A 24,629-nucleotide genomic window follows, 5' to 3' on the forward strand; every position below is an offset into this window, starting at 1 on the left:
TTGGTAACGATTTAAGGATGTGGATACGCTGAAGGTAACAGTGACGACAGTGGCTGCCAGAAACACGAAGGGGGAGGCTTTCGCGCCTCCCCCTTCGTGTAGTGCTCAGGGAAGGGGAATCAGGGGGATGGTACCCAGGTCGGTTGCCTGTCCGGTCACCACGGAAACGGCTGAAGAGGAGTAGACCTGGAAGCCGTTGGTAGTGATGAATGCCTTGTACGTCACCGGCAGAGTGTTCGGCGGAACGAACGCCGCAAAGGGGGCCTGCCACGCGCCGCCAGTGTAGTTACTGAAGATCAAGCCAGCGGCAATGGGATCGTTGTCGTTGGTTGATCCGCGGCGTTTTACCGACACCGTTGCGCTTGACCAGGGCATGAATGTCGACATGACGTTTCCGGAAATGGATCCGAACTGGGTAAGGGGATCGGACAGGTGCACGACGCGAATCCCCGTCGGCTTCAGGTTGTAGTCGCCATTGCCCCTCGCAACGATGGCGGTATTGGGGTCGAAGTCTATCATGACCGCATTGATGACCCCGGCCCTGACTTCTACCGGGCCAAGAACCTTAACCCCGGATTGCTGGCCGCTGGGAGTCGTCAGGGGGATCTGCGTGACGGGATCAGCCTTCAGGGTCAGGTAGTTTGCCGGTGCCGGGTCGAGAACAAGCCGGATCTGGCTGTAGGCTCCCGCAGGGAGAACCGCCTCGCCCAGCGCTTCCTGCACGAACTGCAATTGCATCACGTCGATGACCCTGGATGGGGTGAATCGGGCGATCACCGGCAGGCCGGGGTCGTTGTCGGGCGCATTCTCCCTGCCCGCCGGCACGACACGTATTTCCCTGATGCTGATGATGACCTTGTCGAACGAATCGCTCTGTTTGTCGGTAATGGAAAGTTTCAGGGTTCCCGTTGACGCCGCAGTGCTTGCCGATCCGCCATCCCCTCCGCCGCCGCATCCGTGCATCAGCATCAGTGCCGCAAGCGCGGCGGCAAGAATCCCCAGTACTCCCATAGCTGACTTTTTCGCGCGTACCATTGTCCACTCCTTTCCCCGTTTCGTCTGGACATCCACGCAAAAAAAAACGGGATGCCGAATTTGTGGTGATAGTTCGGCATCCCGGCTGTCTCGGTGAGACCCTGTGGGCTTTCCGCCCCATCCTCGCGGATGGTTTAGTAGTATCGTGTATCACGCTCAGTTGTGAAGAAAGTCTAACCAGTGATATCTCGATGTCAAACTGCGGCTTCACTGGACGGTGGCAGCCGGAGGGGATGGCATTTGCAGGGAATGACGATAGACTTGATTGGAATGGCTAACTTCAAGGAGGAATGGCATGGACACCATGGGACAGTATCAGCAGCTGGTTGTCACGTATGCAACGGTAATCGGGACAAAGATCATCGCCGCCATTTTGTTCTGGGTTGTCGGCCGCTGGCTGATCCACCTGGTGCAGCGGATGCTTCATCAGGTTCTGGAGAAGCAGAAAGTCGATCCCAGTCTGATGCGGTATCTGGGCAACTTCCTCGGAGTGGCTCTGAACATCGTGCTGGTGGTGGCGATACTCGGCTACTTCGGGGTGCAGACCACCACCTTCGCCGCATTGGTGGCCGGCGTCGGCATTGCCATTGGCGCTGCCTGGGGTGGGCTCCTTTCCAACCTGGCGGCCGGGGCGTTCCTTCTGGTGTTGCGCCCCTTCAAGGTGGGGGATTTCGTCACCGCCGGAGGCATCACCGGCACCGTAAACGAGATAGGCCTCTTCGTGACCGCCATCAATACCCCTGACAATGTCATGACCATGGTGGGCAACGCCAAAATCTTCAACGATACGATCCAGAACTTTACCATCAATGACTATCGCCGAGTGGAACTGAAGTGCCAGCTGGCCGGAAGCGCCGATCACGTGGCAGCGATGGCGCTGCTGCGCGAGAAGCTCGCGACGGTGCCGAATGTGCTGACAACGCCTGCGGTCGATGTGGAGATCCTCGACTTCACCCTGGTGGGTCCGGTGCTCGCCGTGCGCCCTTACTGTCACAACGACCATTACTGGCAAGTCTATTTCGACGGCAACCGGACGATACGCGAAGCCCTCGCCGCGGCGGGATTCCCTGCTCCCATGCCGGCCCAGGTGGTGCTGGTCCAGAGTCCGCAGGGGGGATGACCGGTCATGGTGCCTGGATAGACCGTTCATTGCCTCGGTGCGATTACTGCCCGACCAGGCTGCCTTGCGATCCGGCAATCCATCGCTATACTCACTGAAGTGGTTGTGCTGGATCGGTGCAACCGATGTCTCTGGGCGAGGAGGTAGCGTATGGGTAAGGACAGGATGAAGCAGCTTCTGGCGGGACTCGGCATTGCGTCGCTGGTTGCCGGTGCCGGAGCCATGGGGCCCGGGCCGGCGCTTGGTACGAGCGGCTGAGGCAAGTCTTCCGGCGCCGGGAGCGCCAAGGAGAAGGCGAAGAGTGGCTGAGGCGGATCGTCCGGCGCCGGTGGCGCCGCAAAGAAGGATGCCGCAGCAGCCGAAGAGGTAAAGAAGGACCCCGCAGCCCCAGATGTGAAGAAGGATGCCGCATCCGATACGGCGGCCGACAAAGCTAAGAAGAAGGCCAAGAAAAAGAAGGCCGACAAGCCTGCGGAAAAGAAGACGGAAACACCTGCCAAGCAGTGAGAGTGGCAGGGATATCACCGGAAACGGCGGTTCGCATCCCGAGGGGGTGATCCGCCGTTTCCGCTCTCTGGTTCCCATGACTCCCGACAAGACTCTCCTTTCCAGTGACGATCGCAAGAATCTGCGCGCTGCACGGCGCCGGGTTGCCGCCATGGCCGATGCTGTGCCCTGCGATAGGGCACGGATACAGGTGAATCCCCGCCTTGAACTTGTTGCCGTATCCGTCCGTGATACGCCCTCGGAGGGAGTCCCGATGGGGAGCGGCTTCTGGGTGGTCTGGCGCGATCCCTCCGACGGTGCGGTGCGCTCGGAAGAGGCCGGACCGGCCGACCTGCTCGCCCTGAAGCTCGTCCTGGAGGAGAGGGATGCGGAGGATGCCGCCCGCGAGGCCGGGGTTCCGGTGGGGAGGATCGACGACTGCCTGTGGGGGGCTGCTGCCCGGGGGCTGATCATCATGCCCCCTTCACGCCTTCGTCGGCCGCCGTCCTGGCCGGTATCGGCAGAGAGCGAGGACTTGCTCGCGGCTCGGGTATTTACCCTCCAGTGGCACATCACTCAGGAGTGCGACCTCCACTGCCTCCATTGCTATGACCGGACCAGCCAAGGTGTCTTTTCACTGCTCCGGGGGGTGGAACTGCTAGACGATCTCCGCAGGTTCTGCGCTGAGCGGTTCGTGCGGGGCCAGGTCTCCTTTACCGGCGGGAATCCCTTCCTGCACGCGGAGTTCGCGGCATTGTACGGTGCCGCCCTGGATCGTGGCCTGTCCGCCGCAATACTGGGAAACCCGGTGTCGCGCGAACAGCTCTTGGGCATCGTTGCCCTGGGGCGGCCGGTCTATTACCAGGTGAGTCTCGAAGGGCTGGAGGCCCACAACGATCACATCCGGGGGGCGGGCCATTTCAGGAGAACCCTTGCCTTTCTCGACCTGCTCCGGGAGGAGGGGATTCCCTGCGAGGTCATGCTGACCCTCACCCGGGACAATATGGACCAGGTCCTTGCCTTGGGGGAGATCCTGCGGGGCCGCGCCGACGCCTTCAGTTTCAACCGGCTGGCCCCCTTTGGCGAGGGGGCATCCCTGGCGTTGCCAGAACCCGCGGCATACGAGGCGTTCTTTGATCGGTATGTGGCGGCCATGGAGGAAAACCCGGTCCTTGCCCTGAAGGACAATCTGCTCAATCTGGCGCTCTCCCTCCGGGGGCGCGTGCTGTTCGACGGTTGCGCCGGTTTCGGCTGCGGCGCCGCGTTTAACTTCCTTTCCGTGCTTGCCGACGGACAGGTCCACGCCTGCCGCAAGTTTCCGTCACCCATCGGGTCGGTCCACGGGTCCTCCCTGTCCGAGCGCTACGATTCCCCCGCAGCCGAGCGATATCGGTCACGGAGCCTGGCCTGCGAGGGCTGTCGGCTCTACTCCCGGTGCGGCGGCTGCCCGGCAGTAACTGCCGGCCTCGGGCTGGACCCTCTCCGTGACCGTGATCCCTTCTGTTTCCGGTAATCATCCCGCCACGCCTCCACTTGACATCCTTCAGCGAAGAATATACCGTTTTGCGGTGTTTCTCTTTCGTCACAAACCACGCACGTGCCACCGTCACAGCTGCGGCAGGGCTGCACAGCCGGCGGACGTCCCGTGCAATCGGGTAATATTGTCTGCAAGGATAGATGTGATGTCAAACCTGCTGTATGGCCTGACCCTGTTCATCGTCGTTGCCCTGACCCTGGCATCCCCGGCCGGGGCCCAGGATGCCATCGCCACTCATCCAATCCAGCCCGCCGGCTATTCTTCCATAAAGGTTTTCGACCGTAACGGCCGGTTTGCGGGCCGGATTCTTCCCGAAAAGCGCTACTGGGTTCCCATCGACCGCATCCCTGCCTTCCTGCAGAAGGCGGTTGTGGCGGTGGAGGATGCCCGCTTCTACGAGCATAGCGGCATCGATGTGCGGGGTATCGCCCGTGCCCTGGTGAAGGACGTGGTCAAGGGGCGGCTGGCCGAGGGTGGCTCGACCATTACCCAGCAGCTGATCAAGAACAAGTATCTCTCCGGCGAGAAGAGCATCGAGCGCAAACTGGAAGAAGCCCGGCTGGCAATGGACTACGAGAAGAAATACAGCAAGAAGCAGATCCTTGAGATGTATTTCAATGAAATTTACTACGGCCGGGGAGCCTGGGGGATCGCCCAGGCGGCCCGCGTCTACTTCGACAAGAACCCTGAGGAACTGACCGAGGCCGAATGCGCCCTGCTGGCGGGCGTGCCCAAAAATCCGGGCCGCTACAATCCGTTGGGCAAGGCGGCTGACGTGGGGCGGCGCAGGGACGTGGTCCTCAAGCGGATGACGGACCTCAATATGATTTCCGCCCGGCAGAAGCAGAAGCTGCGCAGCCAGCGGGTGGCCGTTACCCCGCCGGACCAGGCATCGTGGTATCTGGCCCATATCCGGAACCTGCTGGTGGAGCGGTACGGCCCCCAGGTCATCGAGGCGGGGGGACTGGAAGTGACAGCGGCCATGGATCTGAACCTGCAGAAACTAGCCGAAAAGACCCTGCGGGAAGGGGTGAAGCGGGTTTCGCCCGACCTTCAGGGAGCGCTGATGTCCCTGGATCCCGCCACTGGCGATGTACTGGCGGCCGTGGGGGGCGTGGACTTCGCCAAGAGCTCCTATGACCGGGCATTCCTGGCGCGGCGCCAGCCCGGCTCGGCAATAAAGCCCCTGATCTATGCGGCTGCCCTGGAAAAGGGGATCACTGCCGCGAGCGTCTGGGATGATTCCCCGGTTGCCTACGTCCGCGGCGCCAACCAAACCTGGAAGCCCAGGAACTACGGCGGCGAGCAGTACGGGGAACTTTCCCTGAGGAAGGCCCTGGCCTACTCGAACAACGTCATCACAGTCAAGGTGCTGGAGACGATCGGCGTTCCCTACTTCGTGGAGATTGCCAGGAATCTGGGACTGTCGCTCCGATCGCCCAACGACCTCTCGCTGGCCCTGGGCACCGACGAGGTGACCCTGCGTGATCTCGTTTCGGCGTACACCCCCCTGGCCAACGGAGGACTCCGGGCCGAAGCCAGGACCGTGCTCCGGATCTACGACAAGCGCCGTCGCGCCTGGACCGACAATCCGCCGGCCGTCACTCAGGCCATCTCGCCCGCCGCGGCCTATGTCACGACCCAGATGCTCAAGGACGTGATGGTGTACGGCACGGCCAAGTCGCTCAGGAAGTTCAGCCAGGCCCGGCCGGCCGCCGGCAAGACCGGCACCACCGACGATTACCGGGACGCTTGGTTCATCGGCTATACTCCGGGTGTCGTTACCGGCATCTGGGTCGGCCACGACAAGCCCAGGCCGGGAGGGAAAGGGTTCACGGGGGGTACCGTGGCCGCGCCCATCTGGGAGCGGTTCATGGGACCGGCCCTGTCCGGTCGGCCGGCCGCCGACTTCGCCCGGCCGGAAACGGTCGTTGCCGTGACCGTGGACCCTGCCACGGGATACCGGGCAGCGCCGGAGTGCCCGGAACAGCGGGAAGAATTATTTATTGCCGGCACTGAGCCGGTCGCATACTGCCCTGCCCACGGCGGGGAGCTCCTGATGCCCGAATCGCCCGATCTGCCGGTGCCGGAAGGGGAAACCCGGGAGCCTGCGGCCACCGACAATCCGATGTGACAAGGAGGCGTGCATGAACGTGATGGTTGATCTGTGCATCGTGCCGATCGGCGTGGGAGTTTCCCTTTCGCCTTACGTGGCGGCCTGTCAGAAGGTGCTTGACGAGGCGGGGCTCAAGACCTCGCTCCATTCCTACGGTACGAACATCGAGGGGGAGTGGGATGCCGTGTTCGCCGCCGTCAGGCGCTGCCACGAGGTGGTGCACGGGATGGGCGCGCCCCGCATCACCACCACCATCAAGCTGGGAACCCGCACGGACCGGGTCCAGACCATGGAGGACAAGGTGCGGAGCGTTCAGGAGAAGATGGGGTAGCCACGAAAGAGGTTCATGTCTGACAGCGAGAGGAGCTCGAAACCATGAATGCTGCCGGAGCAGCCGGAAGGACCCATACTGCGGAACGGGCGGAGAACCGCCGGTGGCTCCGCGAGCAGATGAATCCCTACTTCTTCATTGCCATGAAGGACGAGCCCGAGGCCCTGGCCGTCCTGACCCGCGAACTGGGCATGCTGCGGCGCAACAAGCGCCTGATCCTGGCCGACCGGGACAAGGCCTTGATCGTTGCCATGGTCAATCAGCCGGGCACCCTGTACGAGACCCTGCGCCGGATCCAGGAGCGGGAGATATCTTACGCCATGATCGCCCACTCGGACGACCCGATCCCCGGGCTTGACCAGAACCTGGAGATCCAGCGTTTCGAGTTCGACCGCAAGACCAACGATGACATCCTCGCCGGCAGGGACGTGCAGGTGCCGTTGGGCATCCGGCGCACGGTGGCGGCGGCGGTGCGGAAATACTACCCGGACTTCGATCTGGCCGATCTGGACCGGCTGCTCCGCATCCTCTGGCTCAACAACGAGAACTATGTCCGCATCTCCCCCCCCCGCAGGGTGGCCCAGGTGCTGCGGCTTCACCAGGAAGGAAACCGTTGCGGCGGCCTCTACCTGGACGTGGAGGAGATGGAGAACGGTACGGCCGGCAACGAATCGCGGGTCTTCTTTGCCGTGGGGAACCCCCCCCAGAAGGATTTCCTCCTCCAGGTGATGGAGGTTTTCAACCGGCTCGAACTGGGCGTGAACCGCGCCTATTGCCTGACCATCTCCAACGGCATCCATCCCTATTTCCTCGGGACGTTCTATGTGCGGCGGCGCGACGGAGAAGTGCTGCAGCGGGGGTCCGAGCTCTTCAGCAGGCTCCAGCGGGAACTGTCCAATACCCAACTCTTGGCGACCCGCTCCCATGCCTACCGCGAGTTCGTGATCACCGGACTCATGAGCGGCGAGGACGCCACCCTCACCAATGCCTTCATCGCCTTCTGTCATTCCAACCTGGCCCACAACCAGCCCGACCGCTTCGGCCTTGACGACGTGCGCGGCGCCTTCCTGGCCCACCCCGAGATCGCGCTGCAGCTGGCAAAGCTCTTCCGGGCCCGTTTCGACCCGGCCGTGGAGGGCCGGGCCGAGCTCTACGAGCGGGTGCTGGCCGAAACCCGGCGTGAGGTGGCGGATTACAACACCGGCCACCGCTACCTGGACGAGGTGCGCAGGACCATCTTCCACTGCTGCCTCACTTTCATCACCCGCACCCTGAAGACCAACTTCTTCGTGCTGGAGAAACAGGCCCTGGCCTTCCGGCTCGACCCCGCCTACCTGACCGAGCTGGGTACTGATTTTACCGCCGACCTGCCTCCGGCCATGCCCTTCCGAGTCACCTTTTTCTTCAGCCGCTTCGGATTCGGTTACCACATCGGTTTCTCCGACATCGCCCGGGGAGGGTGGCGCACGGTCATCTGCCGTACCCCCGACGACCTGGTCACCAACGCCAATACCCTGTTCCGGGAGAACTTCGTTCTGGCTCACACCCAGCACCTGAAGAACAAGGACATTTACGAGGGGGGCTCGAAGCTGGTGGTGGCCCTGGATGCCTCGGACCTGAAAGCGAAGGACCGGCCCCTGGAGACCTGGCGCCTCTACAAGCTCCAGTACGGCATCACCGGCGCCTTCCTGGATATTTTTACCACCGACAACGGCGTGGCCCGGCATCCGGCAGTGGTGGACTACTACCGGGAGGACGAGCCCATCGAGCTCGGCCCCGACGAGAACATGCACGACAACATGATCGAGACCATCGCCTGGATGTCGAAACGGCGCGGCTACATGCTCGGCATCGGGATCATGTCCAGCAAGCGGGTGGGGATCAACCACAAGGAGTACGGCGTCACCTCCACCGGCGTAGTGGCGTTCGCCGAGATCACGATGGCGGAGCTGGGCATCGACATCCGGCGGGATCCGTTCACCGTCAAGTTCACCGGCGGTCCCAACGGCGACGTGGCAGGGAACGCCCTCCGGATCATGCTGGAGCGCTGCCCCAAGGTGAAAATCGGCCTGATCCTCGACGGTACGGCGGCCCTGTGCGACCCCGAGGGCGCGGATCACGGTGAGCTGGGCCGCATCCTGCTGAAGGAGGACCTGGATGCCTTTGATCCGGCGGCGCTCCATCCGGGCGGGTTCATGCTGTTCCGCACCGGCAGCCGGCGCGAGGGGCTGCGGGAGCTTTTCCGGCGCGTGATCAAAACCGATGCGGGGCTCGTGGAGGAGTGGATCTCACTGGACGAATTCTCCAAGGAGTTCGGCGAGTTGATATTCAGCGTGCCGGCGGATCTCTTCATCCCCGCCGGCGGGCGCCCGGAAACAATCGATAAGGACAATTGGGACCAATTCCTCCTGCCTGACGGCACCCCGTCGGCCAGGGCCATCGTGGAAGGGGCCAACTCTTTCATCACCCCGCCGGCCCGCGTGGAGCTCCAGAAGAAGGGGATCATCGTCATGCGCGACGCCTCTGCCAACAAGTGCGGCGTCATTTCTTCATCCTACGAGATCATCGCCAACCTGCTCCTGACGGAGAAGGAATTCATGGAGCACAAGGAGCGCTACGTGGCCGACGTGCTCCGGATTCTGGAAAAGCGGGCCGGCGACGAGGCCCGGCTGATCCTGAAGCGCCGCCGGGAGCAGCCGGGAACCCTGTGCACCGAGATATCGGACTCCCTGAGCACCGAGATCAACGCCAATTATGCACGGCTCTTCAGATTCTTCCAGGCCCGCCCTGAGCTCTGCCTGCAGCCTCTCTACCGCCGGGCGATTCTGGCGCACCTGCCCAAGATCATTGCCGAGGAAGCCCGTTTCCGCCGCCGCCTCACCCAACTGCCCCAGAAGTACCTGTCTGCCATTCTCGCCGCGGAGATCGGCTCGTCCATGGTCTATCGCGGCGACCGGGAAACCGAGTTCGAGGACATGATCAAGCTCCACCTGATGCGCAGTTTTTCGGCTATATAGGCGTTCTATTGGTAAAGGAGAATCAGCCATGTACCTGGCACGAGACAAGAACAACGATCTGTATCTTTTCGAGGCCCTTCCCATCAGGGGCTCCGAGTGCTGGTGGGCCGAAAAGGGGGTCGACGGCACCTACCTGCGGCTCAATCCGGTACTCTACCCAGAGGTGACATGGGATAAGGAGCCACTGCCCGTGCGGCTCATGGTGATGGAAGGGGAGTGATTCAGGAGAACGTTACAGCTTCTGCAGGGTGGGAATCATGTTCGAAACGGGGAATAAGGAGGAAATCGGAACAAGGATGCCCTCCTTGCGAAAGGATGGGAGGAACCAATGAACATCTATCTTGCATCGCCCCTCGGCTTCAGCCCCGAAACGAAGTCCTACCTTGAAAAGGTCAAAGATAAGCTCAAATCTCTGGGACACGATGTGTTCGACCCCTGGGAACAGGATCACTTTGCCGGGCGCATCGAGCAGGCCTTCCGGATAGAGAGCTTCCACGCCCGGGTGGAAGAGTTCAGGTCCATTGCGTCGGGCATCGGAGAGATAAACGAAAGCGGCATCATTGCGTGTGACGGATTGCTGGCGATACTGGACGGTGCCGAAATCGACTCGGGTACTGCCGGTGAGGTGGGATTCGCTTCGGCCCTTGGCAGGAAGTGTTACGGTCTGAGAACGGATATCAGGGACTGCGGGGACTTCGTCGGTATTCCTATAAATCTGCAGATACTTCGCTTCATCGAGCGTAGCGGCGGTTGTCTGTTCAGGTGTATTGACGATATTCGCCTGTGAGTCTGTAGTCGGCTTGCCCTTTGCCGGCTGACGGCAATTTATGGATAGAAAAGCATGTGATCACTGTCGCTGGGCTTCAGTTTGAAAAAATGTACTGAATTCCTGGAGGTTGTAAAAAGTCTCTTGACAGTCTTGCCATTAATTGTCTAGCATTTCATCAACGTAAAGGGGAGTAGTTATCGGCACCAGAAAATGCCGACCCGGTTTCGTCATTACGGTCGAAGGACCCGGAACCGGGGCAGATATCTGCCAACAAGACCTTTATCCAGGCATATGCCGGGGGTAAAGGTCTTTTTTATTACCCCCGGCGATAGCAAATCGTCGGAGGTAATGACAATGAACAGGCTCAAGACAACCCTTCTCCTCTCCCTGCTGACCGTTCTCATGGTCCTCATGGGCAGTGCCCTGGGCGGCAAGTCCGGTATGATCACGGCTTTTGTCATAGCCCTTGGCATGAACTTCTTCTCCTACTGGTTTTCCGACAAGATCGTCCTCAAGATGTACGGAGCCCGCGAGGTCGACGAGCACGACCATCCGCAGTTCTACGGCATGGTTCGCCGCCTGGCCCTTCAGGCGGGGCTCCCCATGCCCAAGGTCTACATCATCCCGTCCGACAGCCCCAACGCCTTTGCCACGGGAAGGAATCCGCAGCATGCCGCCGTAGCCGCGACAGAAGGCATCTTGCGGATTCTGTCGCCGGATGAACTCGAAGGGGTAATGGCCCATGAACTTGCCCACGTCCAGAACCGGGACATCCTGGTGGGAACCATTGCCGCCACCTTCGCCGGTGCAATCTCCATGATCGGCAACATGCTCCAGTGGGGCGCCATGCTCGGCGTCGGCAGAAACGACGACGAGGAGGGGGGCGCCGGCGGCCTGATGGGTTCGCTGGTCATGGCCATTGTCGCACCCATGGCGGCCATGCTGATCCAGATGGCGGTCTCGCGCTCCCGGGAGTACCTGGCGGACGAAACCGGCGCAAGGATCTGCGGCAGACCACTGGCACTGGCCAATGCCCTGCGCAAACTCCATGTCGCATCTCACAGCATACCCATGCAGGAGGCCAGACCGGCCTCAGCACACATGTTCATCGTTAATCCACTGACCGGGGGCAGCCTCCTCTCCCTCTTCTCGACCCACCCGCCAATGGAGGAGCGGATTGCCCGGCTTGAAGCGATGTCCAGAACATCAAGGTAACCAAAGAAAGGAGAACAGCACCATGAAGTGTCCCGTCTGCACCACCGTCAATCTGGTAATGTCTGAACGCCAGGGAATCGAAATCGATTACTGCCCCGAATGCCGCGGGGTATGGCTGGACCGGGGAGAACTCGACAAGATCATCGAGCGAACCCAGACCAAGGAGACAGCCGCAACCCACTCGCCACAACCAGCCGCGCAACCGGCATATGCCCCGCAGCAGACAGGGCACGCACCGGCAGGTTACGGCTACAGCCACGGCCACGGCCACAAACCGTACCGGAAGAAATCGTTTCTGGAAGAACTGTTTGACTGAAACCAGAGCGAAAGAGCGGTCCCAAGTGGATTCAAGCCAGCCTTGTCAACACTATAGCGAAAGGAGACGCTCATGCCCCACTTCAGAAAAGATTGCAGCACTAAAGAGAAAAAAGCACGCCGTACTTTGGGTAATCGGCTCGACAACGTGATTTCCATAAGAATCAGCGACCAGGAAAAACGCAATCTTGAGCGCCTTATCAAGCGTTCTTCCAAGAGTGTCTCGGAGGTCATGCGGGAGGCACTGGAGCTCTGGTCGTACAAGCAGCGTGCTCTATTCAGCGAGTAACAGCGAGTCCAGTCTGGAAGTCTGGCCAGTGTCCGTCCGGAGTCTCCGGCTGGACACTGGCCGGTTATCCGAGCAGCCATTCAACTGGCTCGTGCATTGAGGGTCGCACGGTGGTGCGCACGGTGCCCCGCACAAGAAGTTCCGTAGTTTGACGCCGCCACGAATAAAAAAATCTTTCAGGATGAAAACGAATAGCCCTCAGAAACGGGAAAGGTAATCACTATGGCAACATCAACGATATTATGGGGAGGGTTCATACTGCTGGTGGTCATTATGCTGGCCGTTGACCTCGGGATGAACCGCAAGAGTCATAGGGTATCCTTTAAGGAGGCCCTCGGCTGGAGCATCCTCTGGGTCGGCCTGGCACTGGCCTTCAACGTGGGGATATACTTCGTGTTGGGCCAACAGAAGGCCCTGGAGTTCCTGACCGGCTACCTGATTGAAAAATCCCTGTCCGTTGACAACCTGTTCGTGTTCATCATGATATTCACGGTCTTCGGGGTTCGCGGCGAACTGCAGGCCCGGGTGCTGAAGTGGGGTATCCTGGGTGCCCTGATAATGCGGGTAGTTTTCATCTTTCTCGGGGCTGAACTGCTGGAGCGTTTCCAGTGGCTTTTCTACATCTTCGGTGCAGTGCTGATCTATACAGCCTCCAAGATGGCATTTGGCGCCAGCGAAGAAATGGACCCGGACAAGAATCTCATGGTGAGGTTGGCGCGCAAGGTTCTGCCCATGACCCGGAAGATCCGTGGCGACTGGTTCTTCACCCGCCGATTGGGCCTCTGGGTTGCCAGTCCGCTATTCATGGTTCTTCTCGTGGTTGAGAGCAGCGACCTTGTCTTTGCGCTCGATTCGATACCGGCCATCTTTGCCATCACCCTTGACCCCTTTATCGTGCTCACGTCCAACGTGTTTGCCATCATGGGGCTACGGGCCTTGTATTTCCTGCTGGCAGAAGTAATGGGAATGTTTGCCTATCTGAAGTACGGGATATCATTCATTCTGGCTTTTGTCGGCATAAAGATGATTCTGATTATGCTTGGAGTACATATTCCCATTGCCATATCCCTTGGGGTTATCGTCTTGAGTCTGGTAGTTGCCATGGGATTGTCTTTGCTGGCCAACCGCATGGGGTATGCCAACAGGGTGTCCGGGGAGATTCCGTAGTCGCGCAGGTCGATAAGGGAACAATTTTCGCTGCATGGCAGAATCCTTTGCAAACATCTATTGTCACTGGTGTTAGAGGCCAATACTTACCTTTCCCTCGCTTCTGCGGACATGCCGTGGATGTTGTGAGAGATCGGTTTGGGGACTTCACGGTACGTTCGGTACTATCCTGCTGATACTCTGATTGCCTTGGGTTGAGGGAGCCGTCAGGAATGAGAATAGCAATCGAGGAGTACTCATCCGCGTGGGAGAGAGCTTTTCTGGCCGAGCGAAAGCGCCTCTTGGGTACTGCACTCCCAGTAGATGCCCACGTTGAGCATATCGGCAGTACGGCGGTTACAGGGTTGGCTGCAAAGCCGGTCATTGATATCATGATCGGCCTTCTGAGGGAGAAGGAGCTTGACGTACTGGTCGGTCCTGTCAGAAGTCTCGGCTACGAGTACCTGCCCGAATATGAGACGGTGATGCCGTTCCGTCGCTTTTTCCGGCGCATCGGTGATGCCGGGGTTTCATTTCATCTGCATGCGGTAGTTAAGGAGACGGCATTCTGGCAGGATCACCTGCTGTTCCGCGATCTGCTGCGCGGCGACGATGCCTTGCGAACTGCTTACGAAGCCCTGAAAAAACAGCTGTCTGAGCAGGAGTGGCCATCGGGAGACCAGTACGCCGCAGCCAAATTTGGCTTCATTAAGGAAGCACTCTCGCGCGGCCGGATCGCAGGTGCTGGAGCTACCGGTAGGGTTGTCTACCAGGTCTCCTCGGTGCCGCTGGCACCCGGCGCCTGGTTGCGGCCCTACTACCTGCAGCGTTATGGAGCTATGATCAATGCGGCCATAGCGGCTCTCTCCACCGGTGAAAAAGCGCTTCTCGCCTATTGCCAGAAGGAGGCATGGCTGCTCCTGGAGATGCCGCAGGAGATCCCGTCTTTGAAGCCCGAACAGCTCAAAATGATGATCGTGCTTGAAGCCCTTTTCGAGCAGGTGCGGCATGAGGAGGCCCCCACGCTGCCGAGCCGCCTGGCGAGCATATTCACCTGGCCGGTGCCGGGGGTGGCGCAGCGCTTCAGGGATGCCTATTTCCCCGGCGGGGTCATTCACCGCTGCGTGATCCGGTCCGGCTCTGCCCTCGAATTCGACGGCGCCCTGCTGCCGCCGGGGATCAACCTCGACCAGGCCGGCCCGCTTGCCATGGCCGAAGAGGTGAGGCGTGTCCGGCAGCGGGCGGAACGCTACTGGCGCCGCGCCCATGAACCGGAGTTCCCTGAGCTGCTGGTGCAAGGGACCGTGGAAGTGGTCGGGCGGGAGGGTTGACGTCCGGCCACACAACTAATAGTTGGTGCACGAACGTGCGGTGGGAGACTGGAACGATGGATGTCATCTATTATGTCGCAGCAAGCCTGGACGGCTACATTGCCACGCCGGACGGGGGCGTTGCCTGGCTGGCACCGTTCGAAAATGCCGGCGAGGATTACGGTTACGCTGAATTCTACGCGTCGGTCGATGCCCTGCTTATGGGGAGCGCCACTTACGAGAAAACGCTTTCGTTCGGCGCATGGCCCTACGAGGGAAAACCTTGCCGCGTCTTTTCAAGGCAAGAGCATGCGGTACCGACTCATGATGTCGTGATTACCGATGCCACACCGGACGACGTGCTCCATTCCCTGTTGCGCAACGGCTGCCGGCGCGCCTGGCTGGTCGGGGGCGGTGTGCTGGCGGCGTCATTTCTTCAACGGCGATTGATCAGCGAGTACATCGTTTCCATCGTCCCGGTCATCTTGGGAGGGGGGATTCCGATGATTTCACCCAACAGAATACGGGAGTCACTGACGCTGCTGGAAACCAAAGTCTGCACCGGTGGTATCGTGCAGGTCCGATACCGCTCGGAAGGGCACTGATCCGTCGATTACCGCTGTTTGGGTAACATGCGGATCTTTCGTCGACAGGCGGCGGGACGACCTGGTGAGCAGCTTTGGCATTGATTGCCCTTCGTTACGAAGGGAGTGAGGGTAACAACTTCTTGAAGATACGGCTGTTCCTGATAATAACCTTCGTATTGAGTTGGGGTATGACCTGGACCTATTTCGGGCTGGGAGGAAGAGTCTCCCAACCGCTTTTCTACGTCATATCGGTAGCTGTCATGTTTACACCGTTCCTGGCGGCTCTCGTCGTGCAACGACTTGTCTGCCGGCAGCCATTTTTAGGGCCACTGGGGTTGGTCGTGCGCCCGAACCGTTGGTATGTGGCGGGTCTGTTCGTTCCGCCGCTGCTTGCAATGCTTTCTGCAGCCGCAAGTTTGCTGGTCCCCGGGGTAACACTAAGCGCAGACATTTTTGATGCGAATATCATGAAGACTCTGGGAGAAGCCGTCCCTTCCGAACAAATGGCCCAGGTGCGCCGGCAGATCGCCAGTCTCCCACTGCATCCGGCCTGGTTGATCCTGGTTGGGGGGACGCTTGTTGGTGCCACGGTCAACGCTGTTGCTGCATTAGGGGAAGAAGTGGGCTGGCGCGGTTTACTGTATATGGAACTCGCCCATCTCGGATTCTGGCGGTCCTCCTGGCTGATTGGGCTAGTCTGGGGAGCCTGGCATGCACCTATGATCCTCAACGGGTACAACTATCCTGGCCATCCCGTTGCGGGCGTAGCACTCATGGTGGTATGGGCAATACTTTTTTCTCCGCTCATCGGGTATGTGCGCAGCAGGACTGGGTCGGTTGTTGCTGCGGCGATGATGCACGGCAGTCTGAACGGCGTAGGCATGGCCCCGGCCGCCATTTTGACCGGCGGCGACAGCCTGACCACCGGCATTCTCGGAATTCCGGGGATTGGTGTGCTGACAGTCCTGAATGTCTGCCTGTATTTCTTTATTGGTAAGAAAGGTGTGTCCGGATGACTGAAATTTTTCCCCAGCAACTCATCGAGGCATTAGTAGCCCGGGAGATCGCTGATGCGACGTTACCTTTTGGAATTGTCCAGGGGCACAATGGTGGTGGTCCGGGATACCAGGCAAGCGTCTTCCACCTTCGCGCTTCGGAAGACAGGACGATGACCGTCTGTGCCATGTGCGCCAGCGAGTGCCCCGGTCTGGCGGAACGCCTTGTCTTCGGGGTCTTTGCTGAACTGACGGGGTGTCGGGCAGCAAGAACTGCCGAATGAATGCCGGTGACAGGCGCCGGTTTCGGAGGGGATTCAATGACACAAGGGAAAGGGACGACAGGATGACTTCGGTACAGAACCATTATGACCGGCTACTCGGCCCACTCTACGGCTGGATGCTGGGAGATGGGGAAAAAGCCAGGGAAAGGGCCCGTCAGGAGCTGCATGATGCGGGAATTTCAGCGGGTGATGGCCTGGCGGTCGATCTCGGCGCCGGCAATGGCCTGCATGCCGTCCCCCTGGCAGAGTCGGGCTATGCGGTGGTGGCGATCGACACCTGCCAGTCGCTGCTGGATGAACTGAGAGAGTCATCCGGGACGTTTGCCATCACCGCGGTACGGGACAGCCTCGAAACGTTCCGGCGCCATTGCCCGACAGCACCTGACGTGGTCGTCTGCATGGGTGATACGCTGACGCACCTCCCATCCCGGGAAGCGGTACAGGGACTCATCTCCGAGGTGGCTGCTTCCCTGGCGCCAGGGGGGATCTTTGTCACGACCTTTCGCGATTATGTAAGGGGGGTTCTGGAAGGGCCGGCCCGTTTCATCCCGGTGCAGAGCGATGAAGAGAAAATTCTGACCTGCTTCCTCGAATACGGCCGGGACCGGGTAATAGTGCACGATATACTCCACACTCGCGCCCTGTCAGGGTGGGAGATGACCGTGAGCGCCTACCCCAAGGTCAGGCTCGACCCGGAATGGGTCGGTGCTCAACTTGGGCAACGGGGCCTGCAGGTCTGCACAGAGCCCGGCCAGCGCGGGATGGTGCGCATCGTGGCGCGGAAAATCTGATTAGAATACTCAATAGAGGAGATCATGAGAAGACTTGAAGGCAAGATTGCGCTGGTCACCGGCGCGGCAAGGGGGATAGGGGAGGCGATTGCCCGTGCCTTCGCAACCGCCGGGGCATTTGTCTATCTGACAGACATCAATGATGCACAGGGAGCGGTCGTTGCCGGACAAATAGGAGCGGAAGCGGCCTATCGCCGCCTGGATGTCCGGGAGGAGGCTGACTGGCAGTGTGTCACCACGGAGATTACCGGCCGGCATGGCAGGCTCGATATTGTGGTCAATAACGCGGGGATAACCGGCTTTGAGGACGGAATGGTCGCGCACGACCCTGAGCATGCCAGTTTGGACAGTTGGCATGCAGTACATCGGACCAATCTCGACGGTGTCTTTCTAGGATGCAAATATGCCATCCAGGAAATGCGCAGAACAGGTACCGGGTCGATCATCAATATTTCGTCGCGTTCCGGGTTGGTCGGCATACCCGCCGCTGCCGCCTATGCGTCGTCCAAGGCTGCTGTGCGCAACCACACCAAAACGGTCGCACTCTATTGCGCGGATCAGGGCCTTGCCATTCGCTGCAACTCTCTGCACCCTGCCGCAATTCTCACCCCCATGTGGGAACCCCTCATTGGGCCGCCGGGGGCGGAGCGGGAGCAACGGATGAAGGAATTCGTTTGGGATACGCCGCTCAGGAGGTTCGGTACTCCGGAGGAGATTGCCGCAGTGGCTCTCCTGTTGGCCTCGGACGAGGTCACATACATGACCGGCAGCGAAATAACCATTGACGGAGGAATCCTTGCTGGTTCGGTGGCAAGGCCGAGTGTAGATTAGCCCGTTACCTGGTATCGTGAAGATGTTTTATGGTTTGGTTGGCCAGTTTCGCCTCGACAGACTGGAGTATTCAACATGCTTTCCCCTGTTTCTGGGGACACACACCCTTTAAGGACTGACCAAACGTTCGGGATGGGAGTGACATGTTTAGTTGTTTCTAAGTGGTAAATCTCTGCGAACTTCATTTATACCCAAGTAGAAGAGGGGGATGCTATGTCCGCTTGCCCCAAATGCAATTCCGGTAATGTGCAGACCTTCAAAATGGCTTGTGTTGATGGCAGCTAAGCATGGGCACAGGCATGACAAAACCGTGCAGAAATAGCTTGGAGAGTGGGTGTTTGGTTGAGGGTGTGGTTTAAGGGGCAGGTTTTAACTGATTGATATTAAAATAAAAAACCAGCCAAGTTTCTTTGCTTGGCTGGTGGTGTTTTCTGGTGGGCGCTACTGGGATTGAACCAGTGACCCCTGCCGTGTGAAGGCAGTGCTCTCCCGCTGAGCTAAGCGCCCGTCAAAAAGTAGAGCTGACTTAATATCAAATGCCGTCAATGATGTCAAGGGCTGATTTCTATGGGAAGTGAGGAGCGGCAATCGACCCAGTCAATGAAGGCATGGTTTCACTGTCGCTAAAAACCCGTTATACTTCCATGAATACGGCTTGACAGCGCGCTGAGGCTGTTGTTATAGTCCGTGCCTGTTCTTTATTGAGAATAAAACGGGAGGCGGTTTTGATGGACGGCTTGGCTGCTCTGCCATGATGGTGGCGGATTACGACCCGGGTGTCCGGCCTCCGCAGGAACGAATCCAATGAAGCTCGACCAGGGATGTATCCAGGTGTACACCGGCAACGGCAAGGGCAAGACCACGGCGGCATTGGGGCTTGCCTTCCGGGCGGCGGGACGAGGATTTCAGGTTCTCGTCATCCAGTTCATGAAGGGAGGGGGCCCCTACGGCGAGCACGAGGCGGCCAAGCGTCTGGCCCCGGAGCTGACCATCATCGCCACCGGCCGGCCGGGCTGGGTGAATCGTGAGAACCCCGACCCTGAAGATGTACGTCTTGCCCGCGAGGCGCTCAATATGGCTCGTGAGGCGCTGACCAGGGAGCACTACGATCTGGTGATCCTCGACGAAATCAACGGCGCCGTCTCGTTCGGCCTCATTCCGGTTGATGACGTTCTGGAACTGATGACCCTGAAGCCACCCCGGGTGGAACTGGTCCTCACAGGGCGCAATGCCGATGAACGGGTCATCGCCGCCGCCGATCTGGTCACCGAGATGCGTGAGATCAAGCACTATTACCGTGCCGGCGTACCGGCACGTACGGGAATCGAAAAATAAAGGAGATGGTCATGACTGAAAGAACGCTGCGTATTCTCGTTGGCAAGCCGGGGCTCGACGGCCATGACAGGGGTGCCAAGGTAGTGGCCCGGGCCTTCCGTGATGCCGGTTTCGAGGTGATCTATACCGGCCTCCACCAGACACCGGAGCAGATCGCGTCCTCCGCCATCCAGGAAGACGTGGACGCCGTGGGGCTCTCGATCCTCTCTGGCGCCCACAATTCGCTTCTGCCGCGCGTCTGCCAGCTCCTCAAGGAGAAGGGTGCCGACGATATCATCGTGTTCGGCGGCGGCGTGATCCCCGAAGATGATATTCCCGGATTGAAAGGAGCGGGTGTCAGCGAGGTCTTCACCCCCGGTACCTCTACGGAGGATATCGTCAAATGGGTGCGGGAGAACGTGGCCCCGCGGGCGTAACCACCATTATTTCCGGCGTCGTGGCCGCCCTGCCGGGGTTCTGCCGCGCAGCCGACGTTGATTGATTTTCTGGAAGGAACCTGACGATGTCCCTGGCTTCTCGGATACTCGACGGTGAGTTGCGTGCCGCTGCCCGACTCATGCGCAACCTGGATGACGGTTTTCGTAGTGCCGTCGACGACATGAAGGAACTCTATTCCCACACCGGGCGCGCGTTCATTCTCGGCATCACTGGCCCCCCGGGAGCCGGCAAGTCGACGCTGGTGGACCAGCTTACCGCCGCATACCGTGAGCAGGGGAAACGAGTTGGAGTGGTAGCGATCGACCCCACGAGCCCTTTCACGGGGGGAGCCATCCTGGGAGACCGGATCAGGATGAACCGGCATGCCGACGATCCGGGTGTCTTCATCCGCAGTCTCGCCACCCGAGGCCACATGGGAGGGCTTTCCCGCTCCACCGCCGATGTGGTGAACGTCATGGATGCCATGGGGATGGAGGTCGTCATCATCGAAACCGTGGGGGTGGGGCAGGATGAAATCGATATCGTCCGGCTGGCCCACACGACGGTGGTGGTGTCGGTGCCCGGGCTTGGCGACGATATCCAGGCGATCAAGGCCGGGGTCCTGGAGATCGGCGACGTGTTCGTGGTGAACAAAGCCGACCGGGACGGCGCGGACCGGACCGCCCGTGAGCTGGCGGCCATGCTTGAAATGAAGAAGACCGTGCCGGGCGACTGGCTGCCCAAGGTCATGATGACCGAGGCGAGCCGCAATCGGGGAATCGCCGAACTGGTAGACGAAATAGCGCTTCACCGCTCATGGCTGGCAGATTCGGGAACACTGGAGCGCATCCGCCAGGAACGGTCCGTTCGCCATTTCGAGGAGTTGCTTCGCGAGAGGCTTTTTGCGGAAGTTTTCGGCCATATCCGGGTGAACGGCCGCTACCGGGAAATTGTAGAGGCCATGGCATCCCGCCGCACCGACCCCTACAGCGCCGTGGACGCCGTGATCTCGGAGCGCCTCGGAACTCCTTGCCAAGAATCTTGACCCGGTGTGCCAATCATGCTAGTTTCACGTAAGAATTCAATGGGGCGACAGCCCCTTTCTTTTTTCCCGGGACCTACCATGATCCGCAGATTGGCTGTTGTCATCGCACTCATCATCCTCGCCGCCATCGTTGTGCACGAGCCGGAAATCACGGCCGAGCCGGCGGCTTCTCCTCTGGATCCGGCCAAGGAGGACCTGTCGCGGGTGGACTATCCGAGCCAACGAGATTTGGATTGGTATCCCCGCTTCATCAGGCCCAACGACTCGCTTGAGTCGCTCTTCGGCGACGATTGGGTCTACATCGCCCGCTTCAACCGCATCGACCGTCGCCACACGTATCCCGGCATGACCATTAAGGTGCCGCGGGACATGGCGGTCGCCCGCGCGTACACGCCGCTGCCGAAGGAGTACGAACCGGCCAAGCGCTATGCAAAATATATTCTGGTAAGCCTCACCGAGCAGTGGATCGGGGCCTATGAGCGGGGAACGCTGAAGTTTTCCATGCCGGCGGCAACCGGCAAAAAGGGAAACGAGACTCCGACGGGGCTTTTCCGGATTGATGCCCGGGATCGCACCCATACCTCATCGCTTTACCAGACTGATGACAACTCAGCCCAGTATCCCATGGACTATGCCATGAGGTTTTTCATCGATAAGCAGAACGTCGGGTACTGGATTCATGCCCGCGACCTGCCCGGAAAGCCGGCCTCCCACGGCTGCGTGGGGCTTTTCGACGAGCCTATGCAGAACAGGATGTACGGCATCCCCGCGCGACCCGTGCTGCATGATTCAAAGAAACTGTATGATTGGGCCGTCGGCGAGGCCGATCATGGCCCCGACAGCGGCACTATTGAGCTTATCGATGGGGGACCCGTCGTGGAGGTGATCGGCGAGAATCCGGTCTACCAGCCTGCTCCGCTGCGTCCCATGGTTGCTACGCGTTAGCCCGAGCAGCATTCAGTCCTTTACTTTTACCGAGGCTGCGGCACACTCTTTCCCATGGATGTTATTACCACCCACGTGAACGCCGATTTCGATTGTCTCGGCGCCATGGTCGCGGCCAGTAAACTCTACCCCGACGCCCTTATGGTCTTCTCCGGTTCCCAGGAAAAGAGCATGAGGGATCTCTTCCTCAAGACAACCGGCTACGCACTCCCCTTTACCCGGCTCAGGGATGTGGATTTTTCCGATATTACGCGACTGGTTCTCGTAGATTGCCAGCATACCTCGCGTATCGGCCGCTTTGCGGAGGTTGCACGTCGACCCGGCGTCGAGGTCCATATCTACGACCACCATCCCGGCTCCAGCGGCGACATCAGGCCGAGCGGCGGAGAGATCCGCGATTGCGGCTCGTCCACGACTATTCTGACCCGAAAGCTCATGGAGCAGGGCATCGAGGTGACCGCTGTCGAGGCTACCCTCATGATGCTGGGCATCTATGAAGACACGGGCAACTTGACCTTTCCTTCCACCACCCCCGAAGACTATGCCGCAGCATCCTGGCTCCTGGAGCGGGGAGCCAACCTGAATATCGTGTCGGATTTCGTCTCTCAGGAGCTGACTGCCGAGCAGGTTGCGCTTCTGAACGATCTGCTGAAGTCCCTGCGCAGTACGCCGGTGAACGGGGTCGACATCGCCGTTGCCCATGCCACTCTCGACCACTATGTGGGCGACATTGCGGTTCTTGCCCACATGATGCGCGACATGCAGAACCTGGACGCGATCTTTCTCGTGGTTGGAATGGGGGAGAGGGTCTACCTGGTGGCGCGCAGCCGCATTGCCGAAGTCGATGCCGGCGCTGTCATGCGCGTCTTCGGCGGGGGAGGGCATGCCACTGCTGCGGCTGCCACGGTAAGGGACCAGACCGTAATCCAGGTTTTGGGTCGTCTCAACAGACTTCTGCCCGAGCTGGTAAACCCTGTCAGGACAGCCGCTGACCTCATGTCATCGCCGGTGATTACCCTGCCCCTTGCCACGACCATCACCGAGGCGCGGGAGATACTCACCCGTTACAATGTGAATGCCATGCCGGTCATGGACGGGGAACGGATGGCGGGGATCATCTCACGCCGGATCGTGGAAAAGGCGCTCTATCACGGTCTCGGCAACCTGCCCGTGGACGAATACATGCACACGGAGTTTCTGCGGGCCGCTCCCGACACCCCGATCAACGCTATCCAGGACTATATCGTCGGCCAGCATCGGCGGCTGGTACCGGTATTCAGCGGTGAACGGCTCGTGGGGGTCATAACGCGGACTGATCTCCTGCGGTATATGTACACCGGCACGCAGCGCAACGCCGAACCGGTCTATGACCTGGGAAGCGAGAACCTGCCGGTGCGGCGGCGCGAGGTGGTCCATCTCATGAACAGGCACCTGCCGCGCCCGACGGTCGCCATGCTGCGCGACCTTGGCAAGGTGGGGGATGAACTGGAGCTGCCCGTGTACGCAGTCGGTGGTTTTGTGCGGGATCTGCTTCTGGGGGCAGAGAACGACGACATCGACGTGTCGGTGGAAGGCGATGGCATCCTGTTCGCCGAGACCGTTGCGAATCGCGTGGGATGCCGGGTGAAAAGTCACGCCAAATTCGGCACCGCGGTTATTGTCTTTCCTGACGGACTCAAGGTGGACGTCGCGAGCACACGGCTCGAATACTACGAAACGCCGGGCGCCCTGCCCACGGTGGAGCGTTCGTCGCTCAAGATGGACCTGTACCGGCGTGACTTCACCATCAACACCCTGGCGGTGAAGCTCAACGCGGAAGGGTTCGGTACCCTGATCGACTACTTCGGCGCCTATCGCGACCTGCAGGAAAAGACCATCCGGGTGCTCCACAACCTGTCCTTTGTCGAGGACCCGACCAGGGTGTTCCGGGCTATCCGCTTCGAGCAGCGTCTCGGATTCCCGATCTCGCGACACACGGAAAATCTCATCAAGAACGCGGTGAAAATGGGATTTTTGGACAAGCTGGGGGGGCGGAGGCTGCTGAACGAACTGGTGCTGATCCTTCGGGAGCGGGAGCCGGTCAAGGCCATCCTCCGGATGTCTGGGCTGGGGCTTCTCCGGTTCATTCACCCGGACCTGGTCCTGGCGCCCAACACCCTGCAGGTGCTGGACGAGGTCAAGAAGGTGATCACCTGGTTCGATCTCCTCTACCTGGGCGAGAAGGTCGAGACGTGGGTGGTGTACTTCCTGGCGCTCACCTCGAGTCTGCCGGACGAGGGGTTCTGGGGAACCTGCACGCGGCTTTCCGTATCTGAGCACTACCGGGAAAAACTCATCGATATGAGAGTTCACGGCGAGCAGGTCCTGGAGGTCATGACCCGCAAGGCGGCCCGTCGGGAGGATGTGCGCCGCAGCGATATCTACTTCTGGCTCAGGGGGCTCTCTCCCGAAGTGCTGCTCTACATCATGGCGAAAACCCGGAGTGATGAGGTGAGACGTTACGTTTCCCTGTACGTGACCCAGTTGCGGGGCATCGTTACCCATATTACCGGCGATGACCTCAAGACCTTGGGAATCCCTTCAGGGCCGCGATACCGGGAGATCCTCGACCGGGTCCTTACCGCCCGCCTCAACGGCGAAGCGGCAACCCGCGACGACGAGATGCGCATTGCCGTGCGTCTGGCGGATTCGGCCTGACAATCGCCGGAGCCCA

General features: G+C 60.0%; 24 protein-coding genes, 1 tRNA gene and 1 riboswitch. Of the genes, 23 read left to right on the plus strand and 2 right to left on the minus strand.

Annotated features, from left to right (window positions below):
- Positions 1-105: 105 nt before the first annotated feature.
- A complete protein-coding gene (locus tag GS_RS07765) occupies positions 106-1,035 on the minus strand; it encodes a DUF4382 domain-containing protein (protein WP_010942203.1) in 930 nt (309 codons plus the stop codon).
- Between the two features lie 72 nt (positions 1,036-1,107).
- Positions 1,108-1,184, minus strand: a riboswitch (cyclic di-GMP riboswitch).
- A 146-nt stretch (positions 1,185-1,330) separates the two neighbouring features.
- Here GS_RS07765 and GS_RS07770 point away from each other — a divergent pair.
- The 18 genes from GS_RS07770 to GS_RS07855 all read left to right on the plus strand — a co-directional run bounded on the left by GS_RS07770 (position 1,331) and on the right by GS_RS07855 (position 18,174).
- A complete protein-coding gene (locus GS_RS07770; protein ID WP_010942204.1) occupies positions 1,331-2,155 on the plus strand; it encodes a mechanosensitive ion channel family protein in 825 nt (274 codons plus the stop codon).
- Positions 2,156-2,305: 150 nt separating this feature from the next.
- Positions 2,306-2,662: a selenobacteriocin gene (locus GS_RS07775; RefSeq protein ID WP_074187118.1), complete on the plus strand. Its 357-nt coding sequence runs from the start codon at positions 2,306-2,308 to the stop codon at positions 2,660-2,662.
- Positions 2,663-2,738: 76 nt separating this feature from the next.
- A complete protein-coding gene (sbtM, locus tag GS_RS07780) occupies positions 2,739-4,154 on the plus strand; it encodes a thio(seleno)oxazole modification radical SAM maturase SbtM (protein WP_235045007.1) in 1,416 nt (471 codons plus the stop codon).
- Between the two features lie 169 nt (positions 4,155-4,323).
- Positions 4,324-6,312 carry a penicillin-binding protein 1A gene (locus GS_RS07785; protein ID WP_010942207.1) on the plus strand — a complete coding sequence of 663 codons (1,989 nt, stop codon included), beginning with the start codon at positions 4,324-4,326 and terminating at the stop codon, positions 6,310-6,312.
- Positions 6,313-6,325: 13 nt separating this feature from the next.
- Positions 6,326-6,625 (plus strand): MTH1187 family thiamine-binding protein, encoded by a 300-nt coding sequence (locus tag GS_RS07790; protein WP_010942208.1) that lies wholly within the window; start codon positions 6,326-6,328, stop codon positions 6,623-6,625.
- Positions 6,626-6,669: 44 nt separating this feature from the next.
- Positions 6,670-9,642, plus strand: coding sequence for an NAD-glutamate dehydrogenase domain-containing protein (locus tag GS_RS07795; protein ID WP_010942209.1), 2,973 nt, complete (start codon positions 6,670-6,672; stop codon positions 9,640-9,642).
- 28 nt (positions 9,643-9,670) lie between these two features.
- A complete protein-coding gene (locus tag GS_RS07800) occupies positions 9,671-9,862 on the plus strand; it encodes a hypothetical protein (protein ID WP_010942210.1) in 192 nt (63 codons plus the stop codon).
- A 108-nt stretch (positions 9,863-9,970) separates the two neighbouring features.
- A complete protein-coding gene (locus tag GS_RS07805; RefSeq protein WP_010942211.1) occupies positions 9,971-10,429 on the plus strand; it encodes a nucleoside 2-deoxyribosyltransferase in 459 nt (152 codons plus the stop codon).
- Between the two features lie 336 nt (positions 10,430-10,765).
- A complete protein-coding gene (gene htpX, locus GS_RS07810; protein WP_010942212.1) occupies positions 10,766-11,626 on the plus strand; it encodes a zinc metalloprotease HtpX in 861 nt (286 codons plus the stop codon).
- Positions 11,627-11,648: 22 nt separating this feature from the next.
- Complete coding sequence (locus tag GS_RS07815; RefSeq protein ID WP_010942213.1) at positions 11,649-11,942, plus strand: zf-TFIIB domain-containing protein; 294 nt, start codon at positions 11,649-11,651, stop codon at positions 11,940-11,942.
- A 72-nt stretch (positions 11,943-12,014) separates the two neighbouring features.
- On the plus strand, positions 12,015-12,230 hold the full coding sequence (locus GS_RS07820) for a ribbon-helix-helix protein, CopG family (protein WP_010942214.1): 216 nt from the start codon (positions 12,015-12,017) through the stop codon (positions 12,228-12,230).
- Between the two features lie 222 nt (positions 12,231-12,452).
- Positions 12,453-13,397 carry a TerC family protein gene (locus tag GS_RS07825; RefSeq protein ID WP_010942215.1) on the plus strand — a complete coding sequence of 315 codons (945 nt, stop codon included), beginning with the start codon at positions 12,453-12,455 and terminating at the stop codon, positions 13,395-13,397.
- A gap of 212 nt (positions 13,398-13,609) precedes the next feature.
- Positions 13,610-14,707 (plus strand): GrpB family protein, encoded by a 1,098-nt coding sequence (locus GS_RS07830; RefSeq protein ID WP_010942216.1) that lies wholly within the window; start codon positions 13,610-13,612, stop codon positions 14,705-14,707.
- Positions 14,708-14,763: 56 nt separating this feature from the next.
- On the plus strand, positions 14,764-15,291 hold the full coding sequence (locus GS_RS07835; protein WP_010942217.1) for a dihydrofolate reductase family protein: 528 nt from the start codon (positions 14,764-14,766) through the stop codon (positions 15,289-15,291).
- Positions 15,292-15,461: 170 nt separating this feature from the next.
- A complete protein-coding gene (locus GS_RS07840) occupies positions 15,462-16,289 on the plus strand; it encodes a CPBP family intramembrane glutamic endopeptidase (RefSeq protein WP_235045008.1) in 828 nt (275 codons plus the stop codon).
- Entirely contained in the window at positions 16,286-16,552 is a 267-nt protein-coding gene (locus GS_RS07845) for a hypothetical protein (protein WP_010942219.1), read from the plus strand. The genes GS_RS07840 and GS_RS07845 overlap by 4 nt, the downstream gene beginning before the upstream one ends.
- Before the next feature lie 62 nt (positions 16,553-16,614).
- Positions 16,615-17,343, plus strand: coding sequence for a class I SAM-dependent methyltransferase (locus GS_RS07850; RefSeq protein WP_010942220.1), 729 nt, complete (start codon positions 16,615-16,617; stop codon positions 17,341-17,343).
- Positions 17,344-17,367: 24 nt separating this feature from the next.
- Positions 17,368-18,174 carry an SDR family oxidoreductase gene (locus tag GS_RS07855; protein WP_010942221.1) on the plus strand — a complete coding sequence of 269 codons (807 nt, stop codon included), beginning with the start codon at positions 17,368-17,370 and terminating at the stop codon, positions 18,172-18,174.
- Positions 18,175-18,606: 432 nt separating this feature from the next.
- Here the strand turns inward: GS_RS07855 and GS_RS07860 are convergent.
- Positions 18,607-18,681 (minus strand) — tRNA-Val (locus GS_RS07860).
- A 297-nt stretch (positions 18,682-18,978) separates the two neighbouring features.
- On the opposite strand from GS_RS07860, the gene cobO reads away from it, so the two are divergent.
- The 5 genes from cobO (at position 18,979) to GS_RS07885 (ending at position 24,613) form a co-directional block, all read left to right on the plus strand.
- Complete coding sequence (cobO, locus tag GS_RS07865) at positions 18,979-19,509, plus strand: cob(I)yrinic acid a,c-diamide adenosyltransferase (protein ID WP_010942222.1); 531 nt, start codon at positions 18,979-18,981, stop codon at positions 19,507-19,509.
- Between the two features lie 11 nt (positions 19,510-19,520).
- A complete protein-coding gene (locus tag GS_RS07870; RefSeq protein ID WP_010942223.1) occupies positions 19,521-19,925 on the plus strand; it encodes a cobalamin B12-binding domain-containing protein in 405 nt (134 codons plus the stop codon).
- Positions 19,926-20,011: 86 nt separating this feature from the next.
- Positions 20,012-20,971 (plus strand): methylmalonyl Co-A mutase-associated GTPase MeaB, encoded by a 960-nt coding sequence (gene meaB, locus GS_RS07875; RefSeq protein ID WP_010942224.1) that lies wholly within the window; start codon positions 20,012-20,014, stop codon positions 20,969-20,971.
- Between the two features lie 78 nt (positions 20,972-21,049).
- On the plus strand, positions 21,050-21,916 hold the full coding sequence (locus GS_RS07880; RefSeq protein ID WP_010942225.1) for a L,D-transpeptidase: 867 nt from the start codon (positions 21,050-21,052) through the stop codon (positions 21,914-21,916).
- Positions 21,917-21,970: 54 nt separating this feature from the next.
- Positions 21,971-24,613 carry an A-adding tRNA nucleotidyltransferase gene (locus GS_RS07885; RefSeq protein WP_010942226.1) on the plus strand — a complete coding sequence of 881 codons (2,643 nt, stop codon included), beginning with the start codon at positions 21,971-21,973 and terminating at the stop codon, positions 24,611-24,613.
- The last annotated feature ends 16 nt before the right edge of the window (positions 24,614-24,629 follow it).

It is taken from the genome of Geobacter sulfurreducens PCA (genome assembly GCF_000007985.2).
In the GTDB taxonomy this organism is placed as follows: domain Bacteria; phylum Desulfobacterota; class Desulfuromonadia; order Geobacterales; family Geobacteraceae; genus Geobacter; species Geobacter sulfurreducens.